General features: G+C 61.3%; 16 protein-coding genes. 4 read left to right on the forward strand and 12 right to left on the reverse strand.

Annotated features, from left to right (window positions below):
• Positions 1-2 precede the first annotated feature (2 nt).
• The 5 genes from VJR68_RS03485 to VJR68_RS03505 all read right to left on the reverse strand — a co-directional run bounded on the left by VJR68_RS03485 (position 3) and on the right by VJR68_RS03505 (position 8,299).
• Positions 3-2,708: a molybdopterin-dependent oxidoreductase gene (locus VJR68_RS03485; RefSeq protein WP_324146162.1), complete on the reverse strand. Its 2,706-nt coding sequence runs from the start codon at positions 2,706-2,708 to the stop codon at positions 3-5.
• An 88-nt stretch (positions 2,709-2,796) separates the two neighbouring features.
• Positions 2,797-4,029 (reverse strand): NAD(P)/FAD-dependent oxidoreductase, encoded by a 1,233-nt coding sequence (locus tag VJR68_RS03490; RefSeq protein ID WP_324146163.1) that lies wholly within the window; start codon positions 4,027-4,029, stop codon positions 2,797-2,799.
• Between the two features lie 2 nt (positions 4,030-4,031).
• A complete protein-coding gene (gene nirD / locus VJR68_RS03495; protein ID WP_324146164.1) occupies positions 4,032-4,376 on the reverse strand; it encodes a nitrite reductase small subunit NirD in 345 nt (114 codons plus the stop codon).
• A 4-nt stretch (positions 4,377-4,380) separates the two neighbouring features.
• Positions 4,381-6,945, reverse strand: a complete 2,565-nt coding sequence (gene nirB, locus VJR68_RS03500; RefSeq protein WP_324146165.1) for a nitrite reductase large subunit NirB — start codon at positions 6,943-6,945, stop codon at positions 4,381-4,383.
• A 16-nt stretch (positions 6,946-6,961) separates the two neighbouring features.
• Positions 6,962-8,299, reverse strand: a complete 1,338-nt coding sequence (locus VJR68_RS03505; protein ID WP_324146166.1) for an MFS transporter — start codon at positions 8,297-8,299, stop codon at positions 6,962-6,964.
• 318 nt (positions 8,300-8,617) lie between these two features.
• Here VJR68_RS03505 and VJR68_RS03510 point away from each other — a divergent pair, with 318 nt between their 5' ends.
• Positions 8,618-9,073, forward strand: coding sequence for a GNAT family N-acetyltransferase (locus VJR68_RS03510; RefSeq protein ID WP_324146168.1), 456 nt, complete (start codon positions 8,618-8,620; stop codon positions 9,071-9,073).
• 262 nt (positions 9,074-9,335) lie between these two features.
• Here VJR68_RS03510 and VJR68_RS03515 read toward each other — a convergent pair whose 3' ends face one another.
• The 6 genes from VJR68_RS03515 to VJR68_RS03540 are packed head-to-tail and all read right to left on the reverse strand — an operon-like array spanning position 9,336 to position 17,458.
• Entirely contained in the window at positions 9,336-11,819 is a 2,484-nt protein-coding gene (locus VJR68_RS03515) for a TonB-dependent receptor (protein ID WP_324146169.1), read from the reverse strand.
• Positions 11,820-11,869: 50 nt separating this feature from the next.
• Positions 11,870-13,057 (reverse strand): MFS transporter, encoded by a 1,188-nt coding sequence (locus tag VJR68_RS03520; RefSeq protein WP_324146170.1) that lies wholly within the window; start codon positions 13,055-13,057, stop codon positions 11,870-11,872.
• A 10-nt stretch (positions 13,058-13,067) separates the two neighbouring features.
• The gene (locus tag VJR68_RS03525) at positions 13,068-13,694 is read right to left on the reverse strand and encodes a class II aldolase/adducin family protein (RefSeq protein WP_324146171.1); all 627 of its coding nucleotides are present in this window, start codon (positions 13,692-13,694) and stop codon (positions 13,068-13,070) included.
• 4 nt (positions 13,695-13,698) lie between these two features.
• Entirely contained in the window at positions 13,699-15,171 is a 1,473-nt protein-coding gene (locus VJR68_RS03530; RefSeq protein WP_324146172.1) for an aspartate aminotransferase family protein, read from the reverse strand.
• Entirely contained in the window at positions 15,168-15,833 is a 666-nt protein-coding gene (locus VJR68_RS03535; RefSeq protein WP_324146173.1) for a class II aldolase/adducin family protein, read from the reverse strand. Before VJR68_RS03535 ends, VJR68_RS03530 begins: the two co-directional genes overlap by 4 nt.
• Positions 15,830-17,458, reverse strand: a complete 1,629-nt coding sequence (locus tag VJR68_RS03540; protein ID WP_324146174.1) for an FGGY-family carbohydrate kinase — start codon at positions 17,456-17,458, stop codon at positions 15,830-15,832. The genes VJR68_RS03535 and VJR68_RS03540 overlap by 4 nt, the downstream gene beginning before the upstream one ends.
• Before the next feature lie 83 nt (positions 17,459-17,541).
• Between VJR68_RS03540 and VJR68_RS03545 the strand changes: the two genes are divergently transcribed.
• Positions 17,542-18,222, forward strand: coding sequence for a TetR/AcrR family transcriptional regulator (locus VJR68_RS03545; protein WP_324146175.1), 681 nt, complete (start codon positions 17,542-17,544; stop codon positions 18,220-18,222).
• A gap of 105 nt (positions 18,223-18,327) precedes the next feature.
• Here VJR68_RS03545 and VJR68_RS03550 read toward each other — a convergent pair whose 3' ends face one another.
• Positions 18,328-18,849, reverse strand: a complete 522-nt coding sequence (locus tag VJR68_RS03550) for a hypothetical protein (protein ID WP_324146176.1) — start codon at positions 18,847-18,849, stop codon at positions 18,328-18,330.
• A 110-nt stretch (positions 18,850-18,959) separates the two neighbouring features.
• Between VJR68_RS03550 and VJR68_RS03555 the strand changes: the two genes are divergently transcribed.
• Both VJR68_RS03555 and VJR68_RS03560 read left to right on the forward strand, forming a co-directional pair.
• A complete protein-coding gene (locus tag VJR68_RS03555; protein WP_324146177.1) occupies positions 18,960-20,108 on the forward strand; it encodes a hypothetical protein in 1,149 nt (382 codons plus the stop codon).
• A 360-nt stretch (positions 20,109-20,468) separates the two neighbouring features.
• On the forward strand, positions 20,469-21,451 hold a 983-nt coding region (locus VJR68_RS03560), incomplete at its 3' end, for an Ig-like domain-containing protein (protein WP_324146178.1).

Genomic DNA, 21,451 nt, shown 5'->3' on the forward strand with positions numbered 1-21,451 from the left:
GATTACGCATTCACTTCCGCCCGCACTTCCGCAATCAATTGCCGCAACTCCGGCACGCACGAACCGCAATTGCCGCCCGCGCGCAGGCGCGAGGTAATCTGCGCCGGTGTTTCCAGACCATGCGTGCGAATCGCCTCGCAAATCGTGTCGCGTCCCACACCGAAACAGGAACACACCGTGGGGCCGGCCGACGCCGCCGGGCCGCTCGACTCGCCAAGCAACAACGCCATGCGGTCGTCATCCTCCAACCGCTCCTGCACGAACAAGCTCGCCAGCCAATGCCGTGCCGGCAGATCCGGGCGCGAGGAAAGAAACACGCAGGATTCAATGCGGTCATCGATCACATGCGCCGCACGGTAGATGCCCGTACTGCGATCCTCGTATTCCAGCCAATCGGCATCCGGGTCCGTCACACCCAGCCACGCACGCGCCCAGGCGCTGCATTCGGATGGCCGCTCGCGATGGGCGATTTCATAGCGGCGGAAACGATCGCCTTGAATGGACGTCCAATAGCTCAGACCTTGCGGCATCAACAGCTCACGGGACAGCGCAAAGCCATACCAACGTACCGGAAACGGCTCCACGCTTACCGGCGTGTGTTTGAACTCCGGCTCGCCGGAAATCGGATCGACCACCGGATTGACCACGCCACCCACACGTGCATCGGAAGCGAATTGATCGTTCCAATGAATCGGCACGAACACGTTGCCGGCAAGAATGCCGCCGCTGTGCTTCACGCGTGCCACCATCGCACCCCAGCGCGATTGCACGCGCGCCAGTTCACCTTCGCGCACACCGCAACGCAACGCATCGTGCGGATGCATGTCGACGAAGGGCTCGGGAATATGCCCGGTCAGTCGCGGCGCCTTGCCGGTACGCGTCATGGTGTGCCATTGGTCGCGCACGCGGCCGGTGTTGAGCACCAGCGGATATTCGCGATCAGTGGCGTGCCTGGGCATTCGGGCCGGTGTGGCGATAAAACGCGCGCGTCCGCCTGGATGCGAAAAACCGCCGTATGCAAACAGTCGCGCCTCGCCCTCGCCACTCGCCGCAACAGGCCATTGCACCGGCTGCAGCGTGTCGTAGGCGTGGCGGCCCAGGTTCGCCAACCCTTCCAGATTGAGCAAGCGATGCGCGGCCGGCGCATCTCCCGCTCGTGCCTCGTGGTTGCGATAAGCCGTCAGCCGCGCGTGCTCGGCGAACACCGCATGCACGTCGTCAAACTCAAACCCTTCGGCAAAGCCCATCCGCCGTGCTACTTCGCACACGATGCGCCAATCCGCACGCGCGTTTTCTGGTGCCGGCAGAAACGCACGCTGGCGCGAGATGCGCCGCTCGGAGTTGGTGACGGTGCCGTCCTTCTCGCCCCAGCCCAGCGCCGGCAACAGTGCATGGGCATACGCATTGGTGTCGGTCTGCGCGACGATGTCGGAACTCACCACCCATTCGCAACGCGCCAGCGCCTGCTTCACGCGATCGGCATCCGGCAGGCTTACCGCCGGATTGGTCGCCATGATCCACAGCGCTTTCACCTTGCCCTCGCCGATCGCCTCGAACAGATCCACCGCTTTCAATCCTGGACGTTCGGCAATGCGCGGCGATTGCCAGAACGATTGCACGACCTGGCGATGCACCGGATTTTCCAGTTCCATATGCGCCGCCAGCATGTTCGCCAGCCCGCCGACTTCGCGCCCGCCCATTGCGTTGGGCTGGCCGGTCAGCGAAAACGGCCCCATGCCCGGCTTGCCGATGCGCCCGGTAAGCAGGTGGCAATTGATGATGCTGTTGACCTTGTCGGTGCCGCTGGATGACTGGTTCACGCCCTGCGAGAACAGCGTAACGGTACGTTTGCAGCGCGCGAACCAGCGATAGAAATTCAGCAGGTCCGCCAATTGCACGCCGCAAATGCGTGCCACTTCCGCGGGATCGCCGGCATCCTTTTGCGCCGCAGCCAGCGTCTGCGCAAAACCTTCGGTATGCGCCTCCACGAAACGCGCATCCATCGCACCATGCTGGAACAGAAACGCCAGCAGTCCGTTGAACAACCACACATCCGTACCCGGCTTCACCGGCAAATGCAGATCGGCCGATTCGCACGTTGCCGTGTGACGTGGATCGATCACCACCATGCGCGGCGGGTTGGCGCTTTCCTTCGCCTTCGCAATGCGCTGGTAGACGATGGGGTGGCACCACGCGGTGTTGGAACCCACCAGCACGATCAGCTCGGCTTGCTCCAGATCTTCGTAGCAACCCGGCACCACGTCTTCGCCGAACGCACGCTTGTGGCCGGCGACGGCGGATGACATGCATAGGCGCGAGTTGGTATCGATGTTGGCCGTGCCGATATAGCCCTTGGCCAGTTTGTTGACGACGTAGTAGTCCTCGGTGAGCAGCTGGCCGGAGACGTAGAACGCCACCGCGTCCGGACCGTGTTCGTCGATAACGCGACGGAAACCCGCGGCCACGCGATCGAGCGCATCGTCCCAGCTTGCACGTTGCAGCGTGCCGTCCGGTGCGCGCAGCATGGGATGCAGCAGGCGGCCACGCAGATCCATGGTTTCGCCCAGGGCCGAGCCTTTGACGCAAAGACGCCCGTGATTGGCGGCGTGTTGCGTGTCGCCTTCCACGTGCACGGAGCCATCGGCGTTGGCACGAGCCAATACACCGCAACCGACGCCGCAATAGGGGCAAGTGGTGGCGACCGTCATGCCGCCACCGTAGGTTGGGGTGCGAACCCCAACATCGCGATGCCAGGGAAATGGCGGTGTTGGGGTTCGCACCCCAACCTGCGTGCGCTCATGCGGCCACCTCCACCCGCTGGCAATGATGCTTGCCAAACAACAGGCGATCGCGAATCGGCGTGATGTCCGCCCCACTCTGGATCAACTCGAAATACCAGCCGCCATCCTTCACGTCGCCATACAGCACGGCGCCGATGATCTGGTTGCCCTTCAGCACCAGCCGCTTGTAGATGCCACGGCGCGGATCGCGCAGCACAAGATCCTCCGTACCTTCACCGCCAATGAAATCGCCGGCCGAATAAAGGTCGATGCCAGTCACCTTGAGCTTGGTCGCCGTGCGCGTGAAGCGATAACGGCGATGGCCGATGCGCGCCAGATGCGATGCGCAGACCTTCGCTTGCTCCCACACGGGAGCGACCAGGCCAAAGGTGAGGCGGCGATGTTGCACGCATTCACCCACGGCGTAGATATGCGGGTCGTAAGTAAGCAAGGTGTCGTCGACGACGATGCCACGATCGCAATGCAGCCCGCAGGATTTTGCCAGCGCGATATCCGGCCGCACGCCCACCGCCATCACCACCAGGTCGGCATCGATGCGTGTACCGTCGGCAAACTCGATACCCTGCACGCGGCCATCGCCGTACAACGCCTTGGTCTGCGCATTGAGCAGCACGTTCAAGCCGCGTGCCTTGAGGTTCTGAGTAAGCAGCCGCGACGCATCGGCATTGAGCTGCTGCTCCATCAGCACCTCGATGCGATGGAGCAACGTTACCTGCATGCCGCGCCGCAAAAGCCCATTGGCCGCCTCGATGCCAAGCAGGCCACCGCCGATTACCGCCGCATGCTTGTACGTACTGGCCGCCTGCAGCATCTGCTCGACATCGTCGATGCCGCGAAAACCGATCACGCCCGGCAGATCGGCGCCCGGCAACGGCAGCATGAAGGGCTGCGAGCCGGTCGCGATCAACAGGCGGTCGTAAACGACCTCCACGCCCTTGCGCGAACGCACGCGCCGATGGCGCCGATCGATCGCCACTACCGGATCGCCGGCATGCAGCGTGATGCCGTTTTCCGCGTACCACTCGCGCGTATTCAGCATGATGTCGTCGGTGTTCTTCTCCCCGCTCAACAGCATCGACAACAGGATGCGGTTGTAATTGCCGTAAGGCTCCGCGCCAAACACCGTGATGTCGTACAGGCCAGGCGCAAGCTGCAGCAGTTCCTCGACCGTGCGCATGCCGGCCATGCCATTGCCGATGACAACCAGCCTGGGCCGCGATGCACTCATCGTTACGGCTGCCCCAACCATACGTGGCCTTCGTGGAGCTTCACCTTCCAAGCGCGCACGGAATGTTCCGGTGCTTCGAGGCACTCACCCGTGCGCAGGTCGAAGTGCTGCTTGTAGATCGGCGAGGCCACGACGACACGCTCCCCAAGGCTGCCGATCAAACCGCGCGACAGCACGTGGGCGTTCGCATTCGGATCAAAATTGTCGATGGCGTAAAGCGCCTGCTCGCCCACCCGGAACACGGCCACCTGCTCATCGTCCACCAGTGCGCACACGCCGGTATTGGGCACGATGTCCTCCAGATAGCACACCGAGGTCCAGCCTTTCACCGTTACCACATCGTCCATCGCGTTACTCCGTCATCACACTGGCGGGAATGCGCCGGCTGCGTTTTTCATCCAGCGTGGCCGGGCGGATCTGGCCTCGCTCCGGCACGAACACCACGTTGTTGTCTTGCTCACGGCTGTTGACGAAATGCTGGAAGCGCTTGCGCGTCTGCGGATCGGTCACCGCTTTTTTCCATTCGCATTCGTAGGTGTCGATGACAAGCTGCATCTCCGCTTCCAGTTCGGCGGCTATGCCGAGCTTGTCGTGCACGACCACGTCCTTGAGGTAATCCAGCCCGCCTTCCAGGTTGTCGCGCCACACGCTGGTGCGCTGCAGGCGATCGGCGGTGCGGATGTAGAACATCAGGAAGCGGTCGATGTACTTGATCAGTGTCGGCGTATCGAGATCGCCCGCCAGCAGTTCGGCATGGCGCGGCTTCATGCCACCGTTACCGCACACGTAGAGGTTCCAGCCTTTCTCGGTGGCGATGACGCCCACGTCCTTGCCTTGTGCTTCAGCGCATTCGCGCGTACAGCCGGACACGGCCATCTTCAATTTATGCGGCGAGCGCAGGCCCTTGTAGCGATTCTCCAAGTCGATCGCAGCGCCGACCGAATCCTGCACGCCATAGCGGCACCAGGTGGAACCCACGCAGGATTTCACCGTGCGCAACGACTTGCCGTACGCGTGGCCGGATTCGAAACCGGCGGCGATCAGTTCCTCCCAGATCAGCGGCAGTTGCTCCAGCCGCGCGCCGAACATGTCCACGCGCTGGCCGCCGGTGATCTTGGTGTACAGCCCATATTTCTTGGCGATCGCGCCCACGGCGATCAAGCCATCCGGCGTGACTTCGCCACCCGCCATGCGCGGCACCACCGAATAGGTGCCGTCTTTCTGGATGTTGGCAAGGAAATAATCGTTGGAATCCTGCAGCGAGGCGTGTTCCTTTTGCAGCACGAACGCATTCCAGCAGGAAGCAAGAATGCTCGCCGCCACCGGCTTGCAGATATCGCAGCCAAGGCCCTTGCCGTGACGGGCAAGCAATTCATCGAAATGCTTGATGCGCTCCACACGCACCAGGTGATACAGCTCCTGCCGCGAATAGGCGAAGTGCTCGCACAGGTGGTTGTTCACCGCCAGGCCCTGGCGTTTCATCTCCGCCTTCATGATCTGCGTGACCAACGGCACGCAGCCGCCGCAGGTGGTGCCAGCCTTGGTGACGGTCTTCAGCTCGCCGATGGACGCAGCACCCGCACACACGGCCTCGCACAACTGTCCCTTGGAAACGTTGTTGCATGAGCAGATCTGCGCGGAAGCCGGCAGCGCATCCACGCCCAAACCAGGCTTGGCGTTGCCATCCGGCGTGGGCAGGATCAGGAATTCCGGCGAGGCCGGCAGTTCGATGCCGTTGAGCATCATCTGCAGCAGCGTGCCGTATTCGCTGGCATCGCCCACCAATACACCGCCGAGCAATTGCTTGCCGTCGCCCGACACCACCAGTTTCTTGTAGACCTGCCGGCGTTCGTCGCTGAACTGATAGCTGCGGCTGCCGGGCGTGGTGCCGTGCGCATCGCCCAGGCTGGCCACGTCCACGCCCATCAGCTTCAATTTGGTGGACATGTCTGCGCCGATAAATTCGGGCAGTTGCAAGGCGTGCTTGCGTTCCAGCAACGCGCACAGATGCGCGGCGACCACACGCGCCATGTCGTAACCAGGCGCGACCAGGCCAAAGGTCTTGCCGCCCCAATAGGCGCACTCGCCGATCGCGTAGACGTCCCAGTCGCGCGTACGGCAGTAATTGTCGACGTGGATGCCGCCGCGCTCGCCCACACCCAGTTCGCACGCACGACCCAACTCGTCGCGCGGACGAATCCCGGCGGAAAACACGATCATGTCGGCATCGAGATAGCTGCCATCGGCAAACTTCATGCGATGGTGTCCGCGTTCGCCGTCCACGATTTCCTGCGTGCTCTTGCCGGTGTGCACGGTGACGCCCAGCTCTTCGATCTTGCGCCGCAGAATCTGGCCGCCGATATCATCCACCTGCACCGCCATCAGGCGCGGCGCGAATTCCACCACATGGGTTTCCAGGCCAAGATCGCGCAGCGCCTTGGCGCACTCCAGGCCGAGCAAGCCGCCGCCCACGACCACGCCGACCTTCGAGCGCTTGCCCCACGCCTGCATTGCCAGCAGATCGTCGATGGTGCGATAGACAAAGCAGCCGTCGCGCTCATTACCCGGAATCGGCGGCACGAACGGCTTGGAGCCGGTGGCAAGCACGATCTTGTCGTACGCGATCACTTCGCCGTCGGCCGTGGTGACGCGCTTCTGCTGACGGTCGATCTGCATGGCGCGAGCAGCAAGCCGCAGGGTCAAACCGGGTTGATCGAAGAAACCCGGCTTGACCAGCGAAAGATCGTCCGCACTCTTGCCGCTGAAAAATTCAGACAGATGCACGCGGTCATAAGCCGGCCGGCTTTCCTCGCACAACACGGTGATGTCCAGGCCCGGCGGCTGCCGTTCCATCAGTTCTTCGAGCAACTTGTGCCCGACCATGCCGTTGCCGATCACCAGTAATTTCATTGCCATGCCGCACCTTCCCCGTTCATGCCGCGAACGGCGACGTCGCCTGTTTCTGGCTCATCGCTTCCCGGTAAAGCTGTTCTTCGCGCGCCGTGTGTTCGGCGCTGAAGCGCACCGCCAGCGCGCACAAGGAACCGGCAATGACGAAACCGCCGAGCAGTGCGAAGGTGTGCTGCACCGAACCGGTGCTCTTGAGCAGAAAACCCGCCGCCACCGCGCCGACATTGCCGCCCGCACCGACGATGCCGGCCACGCCGCCCAGTGCCTTGCGATCCACGAACGGCACCAAGGCGTAAGTCGAACCGCAAGCCATGTGCGTGAACAGGCCGAAGGCGATCATCGCCACGACCGCGGCGTCCGCCGCTTGTGCACTGGAGAACCACAGCAAGCCCAGGCCTTCGCCGAGCATCAAGGCAGCAAGCAACCAGCTTCGCGCCGCCAAGCCATGGCGAAACGCCAGGCGATCGGATGCGATGCCGCCCACTGCGCGCGCGAACAACGCCAGCAAGCCGAAGCAACCGGCCGCCAGGCCTGCATGCTGCAGATCCATCCCGAAGCGATCGACGTAGTAGCTGACCGCGACGCCATGCACGAACAGCTCGATGCCGAAGCAACCGGCGTAGGTTACGAACAGCATCCATACGCGGTAGTTCTTCACGGCAGCCAGAAACACCTGCCATCCGCCGGCCTTGCCGCCATCCGGCATCACGCCGCGCGCGCGCAGGTCGCGGTAATCGCCCTGCGGGCAATCCTGCGCATAGCGCCAGTACAACGCCGCCACGATCAGCATCAGCGTGCCCGGCACGAACATCGCCGCGCGCCAACCCCATTCATGCTGCACGCCCAAACCGACGACTGCGCCAAGCACCCACGGCATCACCGATTGCGCGACGCCGCCACCGGCGTTGCCCCAGCCGGCAGCCGCGGCATTCGCGGTGCCCACCACGTTCGGCGCGAACATCACCGAGGTGTGGTACTGCGTAATGACAAACCCTGCGCCGGCGATGCCAATGGCCAGGCGGAAGAACAGGAACGAGGCATAGCTGTGCGCAAAGGCAATGCCAAATACCGGCACCGCACCGATCAGCAATAGCCAGGTGTAAGTGCGCCGCGGCCCGAAGCGATCGCACAGCGGCCCCACGATCAGCCGTCCAAACACCGTCACCGCCACCGCGGCGATGCTGATATTGGCAAGCTGGTCCTTGCTCAGGTGAAACTCGCCCTTGATCAACGGCATCAACGGCGCCACCGCGAACCAGGCAAAAAAGCAGGCAAAAAACGCCAGCCAGCTCAAATGGAACGCACGCATGGGTGGCGTGCGCAGATGAAACAATTCGATCCGCGTAGCTTTGCTCGACATGCCCTACCCCGCACACTGAAGACTTGCCTGGCCTGCAAACCCGTCCGTCGCGCCAATGCTGATCGGCGGGCCTTGATGCATGATGCGTTGCATCATTTGTGCCAGCGGGATAAGTGCTGATTTTCTTAGGCTTTTTAGGCAGGAATTACGCTTTGTTGCGTGCGATTGCGCACCAGCGAAGGGCTAAACAATCGCTGCTTGCACCCTTGCGGTGCAGCAAATTGGGCCTGACGCCGGTGAAACGGCCATGGCTGGGGTGGCCTGACTCTTGCCTCAGCTTCCGACGTAACCTCGTTGCGCATCGTCAGGGTGAACGGCATGGACATACGCGTAGATGATCTTTCCAGCACCGCCACGCAGGCGCTTTTGCATTTACATCTCTCCGGCATGCACTCGAACTCGCCACCGGGACAGGTCTTCGCGCTCGATCTATCCGGGTTGAAAGCGCCCAACGTTACCGTGTGGAGCGCATGGCAGGGCGAGGACATCTGCGGCATCGGTGCGCTCAAGCAGTTCGATGCCACGTCGGGCGAAATAAAATCGATGCGCACACATCCGGACTATCTTCGCCGCGGCGTGGCGGCAGCCTTGCTGGAACGTATCATCGACGAAGCGCGAGAACGCGGCGTGCAACGCTTGAGCCTGGAAACCGGTAGCGGGGATGCCTTTGAGCCTGCGCTGGCACTTTATCGGCGACGTGGATTCGTGAATGGCGAAGCGTTTTCTGATTATCAGAAGAGCGACTTCAATCAGTTCCTGCATTTAGCGATATAGCACGTTCGCACTTTGATCCACAGCGAAGGGAAAATGTCCGTCGAGCTTGCAGGAAGGCTAAAACATGGTCATCCCAGCGAAAGCTGGGATCCAGTGCCTTTAACGTTTTGAAAGTCGCTGGATCCCAGCTTTCGCTGGGATGACGCATCGGTAGCGGCGTAGGTTGGGGTGAGCGGTACGCGAACCCCAACATCTCCGGATGCCGGCATGCCATGTTGGGGTTCGGCTTCGCCTCACCCCAACCTACGCGAGCACAAGAGGCTTAAAACTTCGCCCGCAATTCCACACCAAACGTACGTGGTGGCGTAATGGTGGCATACGGCGTGCCGAAATCGTTGGTGCTGTCGTTGCCGATGCTCAATACATAGCGCTTATTGAACATGTTGTTGACGAACACGCCCACGCCCCAATGCTCGTCCGGCGTATGCCAATCCAGCCGCGCATCGGTGCGCTGCGTGGCGGTGCCTACGGTAAACAGCGGCGTGCTCAAGCAGGTGCCTTGAACGCCGGAATCCGCATTGCAACGCGTTCGCCCGCGATAGGCGTACTGCACGTTCAATTCCAGGTTGCCGCGATACACATCGAACCAGGTGTAGTCGAAACCCGCTGTTGCCGAGAACGTAGGCTCACCCGTCGGCTGGCCATCCAGGCTCACGCCGGAGGTCGAGGTGCCGTGGATATAGGTGCTATCGATATACGCGCTGGTGAAGTTCAGGCGCAATGCCCTCACCGGCTGCCATTGCGCTTCGACGTCCAGCCCATGCGCATGCTGGTCGCTGGTCATCACCGTGTAGAACGGCACGCCCGAGCCATTGAAGTTCGGATTGAGCACCGACGACTGCAGGTTCGAATAGCGGTAGTCATACACCGAGGCATTGAACAGCAGGTTGTATTGCGGAACCACCGCTTTCACGCCCGCTTCGTAGTTCCACACTTTTTCCGGCGCATACAGCGAACCGACTTGCAGGCTGTTGTAGCCACCGGCCTTATAGCCCTTGGTGGCGGAGACATAGGCCATCAAGTCCGGCGTGAACTTGTAGCTCAGCACCGCGCGCGGACTGAAATCGTGCCAGCTGTGCCGCGTCGACACCCATTGACCCACCGCATTGGGAAAGATGATGTTGCCGCCGAACGCGCCCAACGCCTGCTGCGCTTCGGGTGGCAGCAGACCGACGATACCGCTGGAGACCAATGCCGCTACCGTCTGGTCGAATGCGGTCGCCTCGCGCGGCGGCGTGTACCAGGTGAAGGCCTTCTTGTCCTCGGTGTAGCGCAGGCCGGTGGTGAGGTCGAGCTGATCGTTCAAATGCCAGATCACGTCGCCAAAGGCGGCGTAGGCCTTGAAGCGGCCGACGTTGTCGATCTGCTCGCGCCACGGATCGCCGAGCAGGCTATACGGCAAACCGAACGCTTGCAGCCCCTGGGTAATCTCGGTCAACGGCAAACCCAGCCCATCGACGTTCTGCGCCAGCGTATCCAGGCTGCTGGTGTTGGTATTTACCTGGCTGGTCTGGCGCGCCTGTTCCGAGTAGAAGCTCACGCCGGACACCCAATCCATCAGGTCGTTGTCGCCCGAGAGCTTGAACTCCTGGTAGTAACTGTTGTTGTGCTCGATGTTGGCGGTATCGAGATAGCTGACGACGTGGTTGGTGCCGTCGTTATCTTCATCGTTGAAGGTGTTGAAGTGGCGCCAGGCCGTGGTGGAAGTGAAGCTGCCCCACGGGAACGAATGATCGATGATCAGGGTGGAGCCATCGAAATGCCGCCACTCGCGCGCCTGGATGGCATCGTTGTAGAGCGGTGCGGTAAGCGGGTTGAGATACGTGGCGGGGTTAGGCGGAAAAGGTGGGCGCCCGTTCGTATCGTTGGACAGCGCCACCAGCCCGATGGACGGGCGCGGCGGCTGATCCAACCGCTCGTGATCCCATGACCACAGCACGCGCGTATCTGGCGTGACATTCCAACGGTAAACGAAGCGAGTACCCCAGTCGTCGTTCTTGCCGTAGTGCTGGCCGTTGGCCTGGTCGCGCATCCAGCCGTCGCTCTGGTTGTCGAGCACGCTGATGCGCAAGGCCATGTCCTTGTTGAGGGGAATATTGACCAGCGCGCTTTCGTAGCGCTCGCCCTCGTTGCCATAGCGCAGCAGCACCTTGCCTTCGAACTTGTCGCTGGGTTCGTTGGTGATGATGGAAATCGCACCGCCCGCAGCGTTGCGGCCGAACAGCGTGCCTTGCGGGCCTTTCAGTACTTCGATGCGGTCGATGTCATTGAAGGCCAACAAAGCGCCACCGGAACGCGCGGCGTAGACGCCATCGATATACACGCCGACCGCCGATTCCGTGCCGATGCCGAAGTCGCTGGTGCTGATGCCACGCAGGGAATAATTCGGCTGCGTAGGCTGGCTGCCATCCACCACCAAGCCCGGCACGAACAGCGAGATCTTGCTGAGATCCGTGGCCGCTTGCGTGTTGATCTGCTGCGCGGTGAGGATCTGCAAGGCGATCGGCACTTGCTCCATCTGCTGCGTGCGGCTTTGCGCCGTGACCGTGATGTTGCCGAGTTGCTGGGCTTTACCGGCGTCAGCTGCCTGCTGAGCGGTTGCGCTCTTTTTTGCCGTGGCTTTGCCATCGGCCTGCTGCCCTGCTCTATCGGCCATGGCCGGCGCTGCGGCAAACAACCAGAGTGCCGCACCACCGTAAAGCACCTGGCGCAGGCACGCGGACAACACACATGGACGCATCTTCATACCGACTCCCCTCCCATCGCGGCATCGCGCTCTCTCGCGATGCATCTGGTTTATCTGACGTCTCCCCCACCCGATAAAGCTCCACCTGTCTTTTGCCTGGCGAGGACCCCGAGCTTCACCAACGCCACGGCCGCCACGACGCAGGCTGCAAAACCTGCGGCCAGCAGCGGCACGTGTCCCACTTCATTGCCGTGCACGGTGAACGATGTCACCAGCGGCCCAAATCCTGTTCCCACCAATTGCGCCGGCGGCACCAGCATGGCGATGCGTCCGCGCGGATCGATATCGAACGCCAGCCGAATATGAAACGGCATCTGGAACAGCCACAGAAAACCGAATACCGCGCACAACACGGCAAAGGCCGCAGCACTGTGCGCAGGCAAGCGATACATGGCGATGCCGACGGCAGCAAACGCCAGCGCGCTGACGATCAATGCTTGCGATACTTTTCCCCAGCGCACGCTCAACGATGCGGCACCACCGCCGATGATCTGCATCACCAAGACAAGCGAAGCGAGCACGTCGATCGAGAGGCCGACACCGGCTTCATTCACCACCGGCTCGAGGTAGGCCCAGAGCGCACCCACCGCACTCATATGCAGGAACGGCACGAGCAAGGCGAAAAAGCCGGTCCACGAAACCACCGACGGCTGGATCGCTTCCGTATGCTCGCCCAGTCGCGCAGGCAACCGCGATGCGATCAACAACGGCAGCACGCAAACGACCGCCAGCAAGACGAAAGGCTGCCCCCAACCCAAGGACGCGATAGATACCTTCGCCAGCAACAAGGCCGCTGCCGCTTGCACGCACGTCTGCAGCGTAAGGAAAACACCGGCCAGGCGATCCGGCTGCGGCGAGCGCACGATGATCATCGTGACAATCCAGAATAGACACGCTTCCAGCAGTCCGGCCACCACCCGCCATGCCGCGCAGGCAAGGTCGCCATGCGCCGTCAGCGTCAGCAGATCGATGGCGATCAGCAGCAGGCTCGCTACCACAGCCACCGTGCGCAGCCGATGCAGCGGCAAGTACTTCTCCGCCAGGATAGTGCCCACGCCCAGCGAAAAAATTTCGCCCATGGCAACCACGCCAACGCCTTCCATCGATATGCGATGTTGATCCACGAGCGCGCCCAGTAGCGCCGGCTGCAGGCCAAGCACCAGCAACGCCACGCAACCGATAGCCAACGCGGCCACCGTTTCGGAACGCTTGAACTGCATCGCAACCGATGTGTTCATAAGTGCCCTCTCAATAACCTTTCACTTCTTCTGGCAACACCCCTTGCGCAAAACGCCGCGCTGCCCGTTTTTGGTCCTTTTTCAAACGTCCATTGGCAATGTGGCAAACCCACCAGGGCAGCGTGTGCAAATGCATGCCGGTTGCCTTGGCCAGCACATACGCCTTGGCGCATTTTTCCAGCAGCTCGGCGTTGAGCACGAGACGATGCACGGTACCGCCGAACACCATGACATCCTTCTCACTCGCCCAAACGTTGCCACCGGTTGCAAGACTCGAAGACTTTAGCGGGCCATCCATGGCATGGCGCATCGGCACCACCGTCGCGCCGAGGTGTCTTGCCTGTTCGTCGAACAGTTGCGGGAGATCGCCGCCGAAACTGCCAAGCATGCGGCCGAAGGTTCCGCCGCCCGAAGCGATGGCTCCCACGTCGGGGCGTGCTGCATAAACGCCAATATGCTGCGCATATTCCTGGCTCGGCTGAGCCGATAGCGGCACGCGTACCGGCTCGATGTCCGGCGTGGCGAGCAGCATGTCACGCGTGCCCGGCAAGCGCACGGAGACACTGCCGCCCATACCGAGCAAGCGCTTTTCATCCAGGCGTCGCATGGCATCGAGCAGAAGGCGATCGAGCGTCATGGCATCACACCAGCTTGAACACGTCTTCGAAACGGTTGAGTGCGTCGTCGATAACCTCATCGGTATCGGCGAGGCTGGTGTAGATGCGGCTGCCCGCGAGCGTAATCACGCCGTGCGCGGTATACGCCGCGCCCATTTCCTCCATCATGTGCTTGCGCTGCTTGGCTTCGTTCTTCGCGCGAACGAGCTTGAGCAAGTTACTGGTATCCAGCAGCATCACGCCGGACGTTTGCAGGTGCACGATCGAACCCATGTTGTAGGCCACATAGGGCAAGCCGAGACGCTCGATGATCTGTTCCAGGCCTTGCCGCAAGCGATCACCCGCACGACCCGCCTTCACTGCCGCCTGCGTGCGCTGCATTTCCAACAACGCGTAGTAACCGGCCGCGCATGACAACGGATTGGCGGTAAGCGTGCCGCCGACGAATGCACGCTTGGCGGTGGTGCCAATGCCGCCAACCAGCATCATCATGATGTCGCGCCGGCCACCGATGCCGCCCGCCATCGGGTAACCGCCGGTGAGGCATTTGCCGAGGATGGTGAGGTCCGGCTTGATGCCGAAATAAGCTTGCGCACCGCCCATGCCGGCGCGGAAGCCGGTCACCACTTCGTCGAAGATAAGCAGTGCATGGAATTCATCGCACAACTTGCGCAACTGTGCATTGAAGTCGCGCGGCACCGGTCGCGTACCGCTTTCGGGGCCGAACGGTTCCACGATGATCGCTGCCGTACCACCGCGCAGGCGATTCCATCGCAGCTTGCGGCGGATAGCGTCCAGATCGTTCGGCAGGCTTTCCTGCGTGGTAGCGGTCGAACCGCGCGGAATGCCGACCGCTTCCATGCGGCCGGTGTTCGGCAAGCGCATGCCGTACACCATCTGATCGCTCCAGCCGTGATAGCCGCCGCCGATCTTGATCACGCGTTTCTTGCCGGTGTAGGCGCGCGCCAGACGGATCGCACCCATCACCGCTTCGGTGCCGGAACCCATCATGCGCAGCATATCGACACCCGGCATGACCTGGCAGACCAGTTCCGCCAGCTTCACTTCGTATTCGTGCAGCAAGCCGGTAATCGGGCCGCATTCGTTCAACAGCTTCTGCACTTGCATGAGTACGGCAGGGTGGTTGGAACCCAGCAACGTCGGGCCGCCGGCTTGCAGAAAATCGATATAGCGATTGCCATCGATATCCGTCATATGGGCGTCACGCGCTTCGCGGATCGCCAAAGGAAACGGATAGTTGAAGGCTAGATTGTGTTGCACGCCGCCAGGAATCACCTGTTTGGCTTGCTCCGACAAATGCTTGGAGGCCTGGCAGCGGGCTTCGAAGTAATCGAGTACCTTGCCCATCGCGTCGCGCCGAATCGGGCGAATCGGCTGGTTGACCAATGCATCGAAGCGCCGATAAAGCGCATCGGTATCCGGCCATTGGGAGATCGCGCTGCCGGCGGTCTCGACCGATGTGTCGTGAAAATTCATAGGGCCATGTCCTGGATAGGTCGGGCATCGAGCGTTGCCAGCAAATGCCGCAGTGCAAGCTGTTGCGATGACGCTTGCGCCGCTTGCGAGGCAATGCGTGTACGCAGATAGCCCAGCGCCACCCTTTCGAGTGCGGAAATAGCGCGCATGGCGTGCTCGTCGGTGTTGCCACAACAGATGGCGCCATGCGTTCGCAACAGATAAGCGTTGATATCCGGCCGCAACGCCTTGGCGAGTTTGCTTGACAGCCACGCCGTGCCGGAGGGCGCATAGCCGACGACGCGCACTTCGTTGCCAAGCAGGTGGCGATCCTCCGCGTGCGGCACCGGTATGGGCTGGCCCAGCAACGTGCATGCGCTGGCGATCGGCTGATGCGTGTGAATGCTGGCGCGGCAATCGGTGCGCACGCGCAGCAGCCGGGCATGCATGCCGGTTTCCACCGACGGTTTGCGATCACCGTCGATCTTGACCAGATCGCGCAGCCGCAGTACGCACACATCCGCCGCTGTCATCTGGTAGTAATCCGTGGCGGATGGCGTAACGACGATATGCTCATCGTCCACCTTCAAGGCGAGATTGCCGCCGGTTGCGGCAAAGTAGCCGTGATCGGCCAGCATGACGCTCATCTCGACCACGCGCTGGCGCATGCCTTGGAATTTCATCGCGGCAGCCCTCGGTGCTGATTGACGTCGCGGTAAAGCGGCGCGAGACGCCGATGCAATTCCTTGAACGTGCCGAAACGTTCGTCATACAGCTGATGCATGGCGCGCCGCGGCTCGAAGCGCGACTTGTGCCGGCACAAGATCGGCACATCTTCGAACGACATCTCACCCAGGCCGATGCCGGCGATGAAGGCCGCGCCCAGTGCATTGGCCTGAATCGGCGCCACCGGCTGCTCGATCACCATGCCGGTGACATCAGCCATGATCTGGCACCACACGTTCGACTGCCCACCGCCACCGACGATGGTCATCGGCGCACCTCGTTCGCAGCCGACGAAGGTGAGCATCGGCTCCAGCATCCAGCGTGTATTCAAGGCCACGCCTTCGAGAAACGCGCGGATCATGTCTTCGCGCGTGTGCTCCAGCGACAGGTTGAAGAGGCCGGCGCGCAGGTGACGATCATCCACCGGCGTGCGTTCGCCTTGCAGCCATGGCAGATAGATCAGCCCGCGCGCACCAGCCGGTACGCGATCAGCGATGTTGTCGAGCAAGGGATAAACATCCGGCCGTGATTCGTCCGGGGTCAGCTCATCCGGATGAAACAGGATGCGATCGCGCAGCATGGTGAGGTTGCTGCAGGCCGCCGACTGTACCGCCATGGCCAGGTAGCGATCCTTTTGCGCGCACGGCACCGAGGCGATGAATGCGCTGAGATTCGTGCGTTTTTCCGGTATGTGCGCGCCGATCCACGACGACGTGCCGAGATACAGATGCAATTCGCGATCGCGCACGGTGCCGGCGCCGATCGCCGCCGCGGAGTTGTCGACGGCGCCGGCTACAACTCGTGTCGACGAAGACAGCCCCAGTTTTTCGGCCACCGCCGGCGCCAGTTGACCGATCACTTCGGTGGATGGCACCAGCTCCGGCAAACGCTCGCTATCGACCTCCAGCAGTCGCAGCAGGCGTTTGTCATAACACACGTGCGAAAGATGGCGGTTGTCGGTCGCCCAGATGGTGAGCGCGGAATCGTAGGTCGCGCAAAAACGGCCGGTGAGCCGCAGATTCATGAAGTCGAGCGGGCCCAGGAATTTGTGCGTGCGTTCGAAGAGCGGCCGTTGATGATCGCGCAGCCACGCGATATGCCCGGCTTGATCCTTGCCCGACAAAGACGGCGCGCCACCGGTAAGCCGCAACCAGCGCGCCAGCTTCAACGGTCCATAGCCCTGGATATTCAGCCATCGGTTGCGCGCACGTCGCCGAATGGCGTCGGCGCCGCGCATATCCAGCCATAGCATGGCGCGCGCAAGCGCGTTGCCGTGCGCATCCACCGGGACGGTGCATTCGTGCAACGCCGAGCAGCAAATTGCCACGATCTGCTTGCGCCGTTGCGTGTCGGCCGCCAGCAATTCCTGCGCGGCACCCAGAAAGGCCTGCCACCAGTCCTCGGCGTCCTGCTCCACGCCGTATTCGCCCACCAGATGCAAAGGAACCGCCCGAAACGACCACGCCAGCACACGGCCATCGAGCGCGACCAACGCGCACTTGCAGCCCGACGTGCCCAAGTCGACCGCCAGAACCAGGCGATCATCACTGGAAGACACCGCGGCCTGATGCGCGCTCGGCATTGCCCATCCCCGAAAAGCTAGTTATAGCTACAATATAGTTACAGCTATAATTGACGCAAGCCCTCCCCCGCCGGACCGCCGTAGTGCCCGCCAAGCCCAGCTCTCCCCGCCGCATCCCCAAACGGCCCAAGCTCGCCCTCAGTCCCAAGGTGAAGCCGGCGCAATCGCGCGCGGCAGAAACCTATGAGCAGTTGCTGACCGTCACGGCGCAGGTGCTGGCCGACGTCGGCTTTGAGCTGCTTACCACCAACCTGGTGTGTGAGCGCGCGAAATTGTCGCCGCCGGCGCTGTATCGCTACTTCCCCAACAAGTACGCGCTGCTGCACGAACTGGGCCTGCGCCTGATGCAGAAACAGAATGCGTTGATTCCGCAATGGCTGACGCCTGCCGCATTCGGCTCGGCGAAAAAACTGGAAGACGCGATCACCGGACTACTGCTGGAAACCTATGAGGTGACGCGCGACACCACCGCCGGTATCTGGATCATGCGCGCATTGCGCGCGATACCCATGCTGCAGGACGTACGCCTCGAATCGGCGCAGGAAGTTGCCACGCAAGTCACCGCAGAGCTACGCCGGGCATTTCCAAAAGCCGCACAAGAAGACTTGGAACTCATCAGCCGCGTGGCCGACAGCATGTCCTACGCCGCCTTGGAAATGCTGTTCGACGATCCGTCACTGGATGCGACGTCCGTGATGCGATTGGTCGCGGCGAGCCTCGCCAGCCATGTCCCACGGTTGCAAGGCAAGAAAAGCCGGTCATAGCGACAAGTGATGCTTGCGATCAGGCGACGCCCCAGTTGGGAAAATAGCAAACCTCTCCGTGGGCGCGGCCACCCGATCATCAGCCGATCAGGCACGCCCTCCGGCTCAATCATGGCCAGCCTTGGATAAAGACAGCGGCTTGCGGAACTTCAACAAAAACTTGTCCGTGTGTCCTTTGATCTCAGGCGCGAAGATCGGTTTGTCGTGTGCGTCCTGCGGATTGCTCAGCACATCGCTTTGCGCCTCCAGCACGAAACCCGCCGCCTTGGCTTGAGCCATGACGATCGGGGGGTCGATGCGGTGCAATGTATGCGCGTCATGTCCGCCCGAGCCCGCCGCAGCCGCGTGATCGACGACGATGAAAACACCGCCCGGTTTCAGCACTTTGAACACAGCGGCATCGAGCTTGGCGGCCTGTTCGGGACCAGTGCTTCCGTTGACGCTGAACACACTGACTGCACCGTAGACATCGTGGTAATTTTGCGACGTCCACACGACATCCAGCGGTGCACCGACATCAAACCGGTCATACGGTCGAGTGATCCTTGACACGCTGACCCTAAAATTCGTGCAACGGCACAGCACAATGAGTGCGAAGAGTTCGTGATGAAGTGTGTGACGAATCAAATGGCGCCTTTCCCCTATCTGTAAATCCCAAAAACTTGGGATGCCCCACTTGCATAGGCCTCGCTACCGTTGCCAGGCGCATGTGGCGCACCATCAAAAGGGGATAACTCATGGCTGAGCAACGCGACGACTACGAGCTGCAAGAGCAGCAGCTTAGCGACGACATGTTTCGAATCATTGAGTCCATTGAGGACAGATTCCATGTTGAGCTGAAAAGTCTTTTTGATGCGAGTCGCTACTCGTATACGGAATTCATGGCCGAATTCCGTCATCGAATGGTCGATGGGCTGATGGCCTACGACGGTTTTTCCAGTGAGGACGGAAGCGATACGCGCTTCAGTTATGCCGATGTCGAAGTGGAACCCAATATTTTTATCTCACGCTACAACGCACTCGTTGTCAGAAACTACCATGGCCAGAAGCTTGTCGAGTGGGTCCAAACGGTTCTGAAGAGTCTTGAAGCAATGATGAGCTCCACCTCCCCGGCAGCCTTCGCAGCCCAGACGCTCGCTGGCGCCCTACTGGCCGTTGGCGTCCCCATGGCGGTTGCGACGGTCAAAAATCTATGGGCTGGCGAGGCACTCAAGAGCGCGTTGACCATGGCGGTACAAAAGGTTGGGCTGAAGTCAGTCCTTTTTGCCGCGGGCACGGCGGCAGCCAGCATCATTTACTTCCTTCTCGTTTCCAATCCGAAAAAAATTATCGGCCTCGTGCTCAACGACACCGACACCCATTACTACGTGCCCGATTGGCGTAAAAGCGTAAATGGATACTACGGGGGGAATTTGTATATGGAGCACGGCACGACCGAGCGCTTCATGACTGCGCCTCTCACCGACAAGATCGATTCACCAGAGATCCAGCTGAAAGCTCGACTGGTGGCAAAGAACGACGATGAAACCATGGTGGCAGCGGGAATTTTCTTCGCCGAAAAGAAGATCGGCTTTTACGGAGCCGAGGGCGTGTTTGTATTTACACCCTATCCTGGCTACGGCAACGACAGCGCATTTGCCTATCAGTTTGCCGTTCCCTACAGCAGGGACAATCGCAACAATATCGATGTCCATGCCAATGGACGAATCGATAATAGAGATCACATTTCCAAGCTATTCCGGGACATGTACAACGCTGCGAAAGTCAACGTCGAGAAGCAGGCCGGAAATATGTCAATGACGGCCAACGTGAATGACGCCCGAGGCGGAAAGGTCTATGGCGTCAGTTGCGTAAGCACTCCTCTTGCTTATCCGAAGCAATCGTAAACGACGCGGATTACTAGCCAGTGGCCGGGCGCGTCGCGTCCGGCTTTTTCCCTCAAGCCTGTCTGTCGCTCCCTCGCCGTAGGCTGAGCTGAACTGAAAAGCTGAGCCAGATCGGGTCTTCAGCTCGAAAGTGCCTGCAGTTGCTGGAAGACCGCCCATGACACCCGGGATTTCTCCTGATATCGATTCTCACGCTTGCATACCCCCGAAATCAGGGGTGTCCACCCGCGTTGTCATGAGCACAATTGATGAGTTTTGAAAGCGTGGGACAGGGGTATGAACGCCATGTGCGACAGGGGGACACGGCGCGTTTGTCGTGGGCGTGTTCGACGTGGGCTGGGCTGGCTCGCGGTATGGGGTGTGTTTGGCTTGCCCGGCCTGGCGCTGGCCTCGCCGGGATGCCAGGCGCTCAACGGGCAATCCGGCACCATTGCTGGGTACGGATACGTCCAGCTGCTGAGCAATAGCCAGCAGGTCAACCAAGGCGACGCCGTAACGCTGACCACGTCGGGCCAGCTTTTCTACGGGGGCTCCTTCCTGCAAATGACGGCCAACGGCAATACCGTTTCCGGCACGGAGGGGAGTTCCGGGTCGGGTGCCGACAACCTCTCCAACTCTCTTGGCAGCTCGGCTACGTACAGCATTACCTGCACATCTGTCGGCGCCACGATATCGGGGGTAAGCCCGTCTTCGGCCACTGCAGGCAGCACGGTGACCATTTCCGGTTCCGGCTTCTGGGGTGCCTCACAGGTGCTTTTCGGTGCAACGCCGGCCCCTGCGTTCACTGTCAACTATGGCCTCACCTCGTCGATTGAAGCCGCGGTGCCCAATGGTTCGGGCACGGTAACGATCACGGTAATCACCGATGCAGGCACTTATACCGGCGGGTCATTCATGTTTGCCGCGCCCTCTGCAGGCCCGGTAAGCACCAGCGTGGCGTTCGACAGCAGCAATAACGCCATGCCCTTGAACACCAGCGGCAATCCCACGGCCGTTGCGGTAGCCAGCGCACCTGCGCATGGCACGGCAAGAGCCACCGGAACCTCGATCACGTATTCGCCGACCGGCAACTACACAGGATCAGACAGCTTTACTTATACGGCCAGCAATGCCGCTGGCACGTCTGCTCCCGCCACGGTGACGATTACCGTCAATCCGCCAGCCGCGCCTGCGGCCACCGCCACATCGGCAACGACGCCGTATAACACGGCGACGAACATCAACCTGGCGAGCGCCATATCGGGACTGGACATCACGGGCGTCAACATCGCTGCAAATCCCAGCCATGGCACGGTAAGCGTGTCGGGCGAAACGGTGACCTACACACCGTCTGCGACGTTCTA

Origin of the sequence: Dyella sp., from assembly GCF_035277725.1 — a bacterium.
Taxonomy (GTDB): Bacteria; Pseudomonadota; Gammaproteobacteria; order Xanthomonadales; family Rhodanobacteraceae; genus Dyella_B.

What these genes read in the sequence shown, in the direction of transcription:
- VJR68_RS03485 (WP_324146162.1), bottom strand. Translation starts at nt 2,708, where the DNA reads ATGACGGTCGCCACCACTTGCCCCTATTGCGGCGTCGGTTGCGGTGTA.
- VJR68_RS03490 (WP_324146163.1), bottom strand. Translation starts at nt 4,029, where the DNA reads ATGAGTGCATCGCGGCCCAGGCTGGTTGTCATCGGCAATGGCATGGCC.
- nirD (WP_324146164.1), bottom strand. Translation starts at nt 4,376, where the DNA reads ATGGACGATGTGGTAACGGTGAAAGGCTGGACCTCGGTGTGCTATCTG.
- nirB (WP_324146165.1), bottom strand. Translation starts at nt 6,945, where the DNA reads ATGGCAATGAAATTACTGGTGATCGGCAACGGCATGGTCGGGCACAAG.
- VJR68_RS03505 (WP_324146166.1), bottom strand. Translation starts at nt 8,299, where the DNA reads ATGTCGAGCAAAGCTACGCGGATCGAATTGTTTCATCTGCGCACGCCA.
- VJR68_RS03510 (WP_324146168.1), top strand. Translation starts at nt 8,618, where the DNA reads ATGGACATACGCGTAGATGATCTTTCCAGCACCGCCACGCAGGCGCTT.
- VJR68_RS03515 (WP_324146169.1), bottom strand. Translation starts at nt 11,819, where the DNA reads ATGAAGATGCGTCCATGTGTGTTGTCCGCGTGCCTGCGCCAGGTGCTT.
- VJR68_RS03520 (WP_324146170.1), bottom strand. Translation starts at nt 13,057, where the DNA reads ATGAACACATCGGTTGCGATGCAGTTCAAGCGTTCCGAAACGGTGGCC.
- VJR68_RS03525 (WP_324146171.1), bottom strand. Translation starts at nt 13,694, where the DNA reads ATGACGCTCGATCGCCTTCTGCTCGATGCCATGCGACGCCTGGATGAA.
- VJR68_RS03530 (WP_324146172.1), bottom strand. Translation starts at nt 15,171, where the DNA reads ATGAATTTTCACGACACATCGGTCGAGACCGCCGGCAGCGCGATCTCC.
- VJR68_RS03535 (WP_324146173.1), bottom strand. Translation starts at nt 15,833, where the DNA reads ATGAAATTCCAAGGCATGCGCCAGCGCGTGGTCGAGATGAGCGTCATG.
- VJR68_RS03540 (WP_324146174.1), bottom strand. Translation starts at nt 17,458, where the DNA reads ATGCCGAGCGCGCATCAGGCCGCGGTGTCTTCCAGTGATGATCGCCTG.
- VJR68_RS03555 (WP_324146177.1), top strand. Translation starts at nt 18,960, where the DNA reads ATGGCTGAGCAACGCGACGACTACGAGCTGCAAGAGCAGCAGCTTAGC.